Origin of the sequence: Sharpea azabuensis DSM 18934, assembly GCF_000702165.1 — a bacterium.
Classification (GTDB): domain Bacteria; phylum Bacillota_I; class Bacilli_A; order Erysipelotrichales; family Coprobacillaceae; genus Sharpea; species Sharpea azabuensis.
In genome coordinates this window covers 20,647-27,274 of record NZ_JNKU01000039.1, presented here as the reverse complement: position 1 = coordinate 27,274, position 6,628 = coordinate 20,647, and the positions used below count along the sequence as shown (strand labels likewise).

Genomic DNA, 6,628 nt, shown 5'->3' with positions numbered 1-6,628 from the left:
GAGTTTAACGCTTTGTAATTAGGGCTGTTCTTTAAAAGCGTGTAATTATTTTCGTATTTTAGAAACTCGCCCTCAGAAAAGTAATACTGTCTTACATTGTAAATGGCTTCATTGGCAAGATTCTTTGCTATATGGCATAGTTCTTTTATAGTTTTGTAATCTTCCTTTGAAAGATGCTTTACTTGTTGTTTTACGGTAAGATGCATACAGCTTTCTCCTTTCTAAAGACTCGGAAACAGGATTTCCTGTATGCATATTATATCATATCCCTAACCGCCATTCATCCCACGGCCCAAGGGCTCGTGGGTTTTCTGTCGGGAACTGTATAAAAAAATGATAACGGCCTGCGTTATCACTTTTCACTTTTATTCAATTGTATGTTTAACGGGATGGTCTTTCTTGAACTCCTTATAAAGATCTTTATTACACATAGCTGCTGAGGCACAACCAGAACAGCTCGAGCCACAAGAACTAGCACCATTCTTCTTACCAATGATTTGTCTGATGATTACCCACAAGCTATAGGCAATAATGAGACCTAGAATAATATATGTCCACATAGTATCCCTTCTTTCTTTACCTATACAAGAGTATCCCATGGAAAGGTTTTGAAATATGTATGTGTGTGTGTAAATCATGAGGTACTCTTGTATAGGGACCTCTATTGAGGTCCTTTTTATTTTATTTGACAGCTATATCCTGCATGATGAATAGCTGATGTAATTGTATTGATGTTGGGTTCTTGTTTAGTAAGAACTGTGACTTCTCTTTTAGTGAGGTTGATTGATGCCATTGTATCTTTCTGGCTATTTAAGGCATTGCTGATCTTTGTTGCACAGTTTGCACAATGCATATCTTGTACAGTGAATGATGTGGAATAAGGATAATGTTTCTTATTTGTATCTTCTGGTTTTATCTTTTGAAGATGATCACCTGTCGAACAACAACCTTCTTTAGAAGAAGTCAACATGTGCCTAATGCCATAAATAAAGAATATAGCTATGATGACGCCAATAATAACTGTTGCCATATGATGCCTTCTTTCTATGCCTGTACTAATTCACCAACTGGTTCTTTGTAACCAGGACGAACAACCATGTAGATGATAAACAATACTAAACCAAATGCAACGATTTGTCCAATACCAAGACTTGCACCATAGAAGAAGAAACTGCCTAATTGATATGTGATGAATGATAAGACATAACCTAAGACAAGCTGATAGCTAATCGCGAAGATAGCCCAGAAACGAGAACCCATTTCACGCCAGATTGTACCCATAGCAGCAATACATGGTGGATTAAAAAGGTTCAAGATCATATAAGAGAATGCTCCCATTGTTGTAAAGAGTGAAGCAACACCAGCCTTACCAGCCAATACAACAACTGTTGAAGCTGCAAGTTCTTTGGCAGAAAGAGCAATCAGTACGGATACGCCACCTTCCCAGTTGCCAAAGCCAAGTGGAGCAAAGATAGGAGCAAGGAATTCACCAATATAACGTAAGATAGATTTAGAAACTTCAGCACTTCCTGAATCAATATATTGTAATGTTGGTGTATAACTCATTAAGAACCAAGTGATCACTGATACAGCAAAAATAATTGTTCCCGCTTTAATAATGAAATGTTTACCTCTTTCAAGAACACGCATCAGTACAGTCTTAGGCTGTGGTAAATGATAAGCAGGTAATTCCATAACGAATGGTGCACTTTCACCGGCAAAGAAACGTGTCTTCTTTAAAGCAATACCGGATAATACAATAACCGCTAAAGATAAGAAATACATGCTTGTAGCTACCCAGGCTGAACCATGGAAGAAGACTGAAGAAATCATAGCGATAATTTCTGTCTTAGCAGCACAAGGAATAAATGTACAAAGCATAATTGTCATTCTTCGGTCTGCTTCATCTTCTATTGTACGGGCGGCCATAATACCTGGTACACCACAACCAGAACCAATAAGAATAGGAATAAATGACTTACCTGATAGACCAAACTTTCTAAACAGTCTATCCATAATAAAGGCAATACGTGCCATATAACCAGTATCTTCTAAGATGGATAAGAAGACAAAGATCAAGAGAATCTGTGGAACGAAGCCAAGTACAGTACCTACTCCACCAACAACACCATCAATTAATAAATGCTGCATCCAGTCAGCTACACCTAATGTACTACATAACGCTGTTAATGCATTTGGAACAATATCTCCAAAGAGAACATCATTTGTCCAGTCCGTCATCCATGTACCTACCGTTGTTACTGAGATGTAGTACATAATGAAGATAATAACTGCAAAGATTGGAAGAGCTAAATATCTATTTGTGACAATACTGTCAATCTTATCCGATAAACTCTTTGCCTGCTTCTTGGAAGCAACAACACATTGACTTGTAAGCTTTGTAATATATTCATAACGTGCTGATGTAATAATAGATTCAGCATCATCCTCTTCTTCATCTTCAATCTTAGTAATGATTGGTTCAACGATATTCTTGAGATCAGGGTTGAGATTATTGTCTTGAATAACTTTGTTGTCACGTTCAAAGAGCTTAATCGCAAACCAGCGTTTCATATCACCATCAAGCTTACCTTCAATTTCCTGAATAGCCTTAAGTAAGTGACCGGAGAAGATTTCTGGACGTTTGCCAACTTCATGTGCTTTCGCTAATCGAATAGCTTCCTGAGCTGCTTCTTTAGTGCCCTTGCCCTTCAAAGCAGAGATTGTCATAACTTTACAACCAAGTTCTTTTTCTAGTTTCTTTGTATCGATAGTGACACCTGTCTTCTCTAAGACATCAACCATGTTGATCGCAATTAAGGTTGGTAAACCGAGTTCTAGTAACTGAGTTGTGAGATAGAGATTACGTTCGATATTTGTACCATCAACGATATTGATAATGGCATCTGGTTGTTCATTGACAAGATACTGTCTAGAGACAACTTCTTCTAGTGTATAAGGTGAAAGTGAATAAATACCTGGTAAGTCCTGAATTGTGACATCGGGATGGCCTTTTAGCTTACCATCTTTCTTTTCCACCGTTACACCTGGCCAGTTACCAGTATATTGTGACGAACCTGTTAAATCATTAAAGAGTGTTGTTTTCCCGCTATTTGGGTTACCTGCTAAACCAATGATCATCTTCTTCTCCCCCTACTCTACATCAATAAGCTCTGCATCCGCTTTACGAATAGAAAGCTCATAGCCTCTAACTGTTAATTCAATCGGATCACCTAAAGGAGCAACTTTTCTCACAAAAACTTCTACACCTTTAACTAACCCCATATCCATAATACGTCTCTTTGTAGCACCATTACCATTTAACTTCTTAATTGTCACGCTACTACCAATTGGCACTTCTTTTAAAGTCATCTTCTTCATCCCCCTAAATAAAGATACGTTTCGCTAATGTACTATCAATCGCTATGCGGCTGTCATGAACTTGAACAATGAGATTATCACCCATACGATTGACAACCGTTACTTCGTTGTTCACAACAAAGCCTAGTTCCGCAAGATGCACCTTGACTTCATCTTTGCCACTGATACGCTTTATTTGTCCTTTTTCGCCTACTTTAGCCATTGTAAGTGGAAACATATGTATGCCTTCTTTCTAATTAGTCTTTACTAACTACAGTTAGTTTAGTATAACTTACTGACTATGTCAACATAAAAGTTAGTATCAACTAATTTTATAGTGCACTTTATTTGACCTATCTCAAACCACATTGATAAGATAGAAATGAGGTGAATACTATGAGTGAATCAACAGAAATGTATTTAGAAACAATATTAATACTCAAAGAACGTAATGGTTATGTGCGCAGTATTGATTTAGCTCATGAAATGCATTATTCCAAGCCAACTATCTCCCAACAAATGAAAAGACTAAAGGAGAAAGGCTTGATTGAAATAGATGAAAAAGGACATATCTCTTTATCCCCTAGTGGTTTAAGTGTTGGAAAGATGATCTATGAAAGACATCAATTGCTTACAACAATTTTTCTTCATATTGGGGTAGCTGAAGATATTGCCCGTAAAGATGCTTGTCGTCTTGAACACTATATTTCTCAAGAATCTGTAACAGCTTTAAAAACATATTTTCATGATATTATTGAAACGGATCAGGAAGTCTGATTCGTTTTTTATATTGCATTGTTGATATCTTACTTGAAATGGTGATTTTTCAATATTTTTATTTAATTTACAAATAATAAAGACAAAGAAGAATATTATTTAATTAGAAATGAATACCCTACTTTCAACCTGTGCACCAAACATAGAAACAATAAGTGCTACAGCTACAATAAGAGAAAGTGCATCAGAAAAGACAAATGATGGAACATCTAACCAACTGATTAATTTAGGTGATAATACAGAACTTAAAGAATTAATAAACGCATGGACAAATATAAAGAATGAAAGTGAAACCATAGTCATCTCCAGAAGATAGAAGCAATCATTAATAGAAATGTGACTAAGAGAAATAAGAAACCAAATGCTAGTGTATTAGGTGTTGTTACCTTACGAATATACGCCTGAACTGGAATTTAAAATTTCATTTAGATCTTTTTGTCTATACTTTGGTGTGGATACGATATAGTATGTGCAATACCGTTTTGCAAGCGATAGTGAATTAGCTTTATGAGCCATGAGACATCACCTTTCCTTTCTTTTTCGCGGTAACTTGAATACTTACCATTATAGAAGGAACGGTGATGCTTTTTGTAACTTTCTTGCCAACCACCAGCATATCAGGTTGTTTATTATTTCGCACACTCAACCGTCTAAAGACTAGATAGAAGCTTTGCTTGTACTACAAAAGAAAAAGGCCACAAATGTGACCTTAAACCAAACTAAATCCAATTGCACTTGCCACCATCATAATAATACCTGCAAGCAATACACCAAGCATGACAGCCGCAACTGTTTCCTTGAAGTCCATATCAAGAATACTTGCCGCAAGTGTACCAGTCCAGGCACCTGTACCAGGTAGTGGAATACCTACAAATAACATCAGTGCGACAAAAGTCCCTCTACCAGCCTTCTCAGTCAGCTTCTTTCCACCCTTCTCACCTTTTTCAAGACAGAACGTAAAGAACTTTCCAACAACAGGCTTATCCTTTCCCCATTCAAGTAATCTTCTTGCGAATAAATAAATAAAAGGAACAGGAAGCATATTTCCTAATATACATATCATATAAGATGTAACCATTGGTAGACCTAATCCCTGTGATACAGGAATAGCTCCACGTAGTTCAACGATTGGAACCATTGAAATAAAAAAGATCCATAAGTATTTAGCAATCATTATTTTTTCTCCTTACATCATATTACTATCATATAGGAAATTATGGTGATTTCAAGCCTGTTTTAATGCATTCGTATAGAGTTCAATAAGTTTTTCTAGAGAGTAGGAAGCATTAGCTGATGATGTGGATGGTAAGGTGATAGGGATAATATGTGTTTTGTCTTCGAGGTATTTCTTGTAGTACTTTTCACTTGTCTTACCATTACAGATGATGGTATGGATATGGGTATGATTGATGAGTTGTGGTATGTCGTTGGGAATAACATCTTTAATAGATGCATCACTGCTGCCTCTTATAATGCAGCTATGAATACTGTCCCATAAAGCAATATGGTGTTTGAGAAGAACTTCTTCTTTTCTTTTATTTGTGGGTAGGTCTTCATGATAGATAGCACTGATGACTTTCCAGAATCTATTCTGTTTATTGGCATAATAGAAGTGTTCTTCCCGTGACTTCACTGAAGGCAGACTGCCCAATATCAGTATCTCACATTCTTCATCAACAATAGGTGCTAAGGGATGAACAACACGCTCTTCTTTCATCATCTTCTCCCATTCATAAAGCCCACACTTTTTCTTATCACAACTCTTGGCATCACTCTAACAGCTAAATTCAATAACTGTCCAGATACATTATTAAAGACAACAACTCTCTTCTTCATTAAGCCTTCAACACCTTTATAGGCTACATGATCAGCTGTATCTGGTTTGAAGAATTTCATAATAGGTGAGGCTGTTACGTTAGCTCTTTGCCAGAAGTTTGTCTGTGTTGGGCCAGGACATAGACATGTACAAGTCACACCCGTACCTTTGAGTTCCTCAGCCATCGCTTCACTAAAAGAAAGCACATAGGCCTTTGTTGCATAATAGACATTCATATAAGGACCTGGGCACAAGCCTGCGATTGAAGCCACATTTAAGATTTTCCCCTTTCCTCTTTCGACCATGAGCTTCCCAAAGCGATAAGTCATTTCTGTCAAGGCGAGAATGTTGACTCTGATCATATCTCTATTCTTACGATAATCACTTTCAAGAAACTTTCCATAATCACCAAAGCCTGCATTATTCATGAGGATTTCGATTGGATATTCCTTCAGCATCTCATACAGTTCCTCAACAGCATGCTTCTTACTTAAATCCTTGACCACACTCAATACTTCAACATTAATGAAAGACAACTCTTCTTCCAATTCCTTCAACGCATCTTGATTTCTACCCACAAGAATAAGATCATAGCCCTTTCTCGCAAACAATCTTGCACTTGCATGACCAATCCCACTTGATGCTCCTGTAATTAATACTGCATGTTTCATACAA

The 6,628-nt window shown here is 36.9% G+C and carries 11 protein-coding genes; 1 reads left to right on the top strand and 10 read right to left on the bottom strand.

The genetic code is table 11. The annotated features are described in order from the left end of the window. The 6 genes from T529_RS0108885 to T529_RS0108860 all read right to left on the bottom strand — a co-directional run. Positions 1 to 206: hypothetical protein (locus T529_RS0108885; protein ID WP_033163261.1), on the bottom strand; the 206-nt coding region annotated here is incomplete at its 3' end. 159 nt (positions 207 to 365) lie between these two features. Then, positions 366 to 560, bottom strand: coding sequence for a FeoB-associated Cys-rich membrane protein (locus tag T529_RS0108880; protein ID WP_051646937.1), 195 nt, complete (start codon positions 558 to 560; stop codon positions 366 to 368). Positions 561 to 676: 116 nt separating this feature from the next. After that, positions 677 to 1,030: a heavy-metal-associated domain-containing protein gene (locus T529_RS12630; protein WP_051646936.1), complete on the bottom strand. Its 354-nt coding sequence runs from the start codon at positions 1,028 to 1,030 to the stop codon at positions 677 to 679. 14 nt (positions 1,031 to 1,044) lie between these two features. Beyond that, positions 1,045 to 3,141, bottom strand: coding sequence for a ferrous iron transport protein B (gene feoB, locus T529_RS0108870; protein WP_033163259.1), 2,097 nt, complete (start codon positions 3,139 to 3,141; stop codon positions 1,045 to 1,047). A 12-nt stretch (positions 3,142 to 3,153) separates the two neighbouring features. Continuing rightward, positions 3,154 to 3,372, bottom strand: a complete 219-nt coding sequence (locus T529_RS0108865) for a FeoA family protein (RefSeq protein ID WP_033163258.1) — start codon at positions 3,370 to 3,372, stop codon at positions 3,154 to 3,156. Positions 3,373 to 3,385: 13 nt separating this feature from the next. Further along, positions 3,386 to 3,598 (bottom strand): FeoA family protein, encoded by a 213-nt coding sequence (locus T529_RS0108860; RefSeq protein WP_033163257.1) that lies wholly within the window; start codon positions 3,596 to 3,598, stop codon positions 3,386 to 3,388. A 158-nt stretch (positions 3,599 to 3,756) separates the two neighbouring features. On the opposite strand from T529_RS0108860, the gene T529_RS0108855 reads away from it, so the two are divergent. Continuing rightward, positions 3,757 to 4,137 (top strand): metal-dependent transcriptional regulator, encoded by a 381-nt coding sequence (locus tag T529_RS0108855; protein WP_033163256.1) that lies wholly within the window; start codon positions 3,757 to 3,759, stop codon positions 4,135 to 4,137. A 99-nt stretch (positions 4,138 to 4,236) separates the two neighbouring features. Here T529_RS0108855 and T529_RS0108850 read toward each other — a convergent pair whose 3' ends face one another. The 4 genes from T529_RS0108850 to T529_RS0108835 form a co-directional block, all read right to left on the bottom strand. Beyond that, positions 4,237 to 4,434, bottom strand: coding sequence for a hypothetical protein (locus T529_RS0108850; protein ID WP_033163255.1), 198 nt, complete (start codon positions 4,432 to 4,434; stop codon positions 4,237 to 4,239). A 412-nt stretch (positions 4,435 to 4,846) separates the two neighbouring features. Continuing rightward, positions 4,847 to 5,311 (bottom strand): COG2426 family protein, encoded by a 465-nt coding sequence (locus T529_RS0108845; protein ID WP_033163254.1) that lies wholly within the window; start codon positions 5,309 to 5,311, stop codon positions 4,847 to 4,849. Between the two features lie 51 nt (positions 5,312 to 5,362). Next, positions 5,363 to 5,857 (bottom strand): DNA-deoxyinosine glycosylase, encoded by a 495-nt coding sequence (locus T529_RS0108840; protein ID WP_330222553.1) that lies wholly within the window; start codon positions 5,855 to 5,857, stop codon positions 5,363 to 5,365. Further along, positions 5,854 to 6,624, bottom strand: a complete 771-nt coding sequence (locus T529_RS0108835; protein WP_033163252.1) for an SDR family NAD(P)-dependent oxidoreductase — start codon at positions 6,622 to 6,624, stop codon at positions 5,854 to 5,856. Before T529_RS0108835 ends, T529_RS0108840 begins: the two co-directional genes overlap by 4 nt. Positions 6,625 to 6,628: the final 4 nt, after the last annotated feature.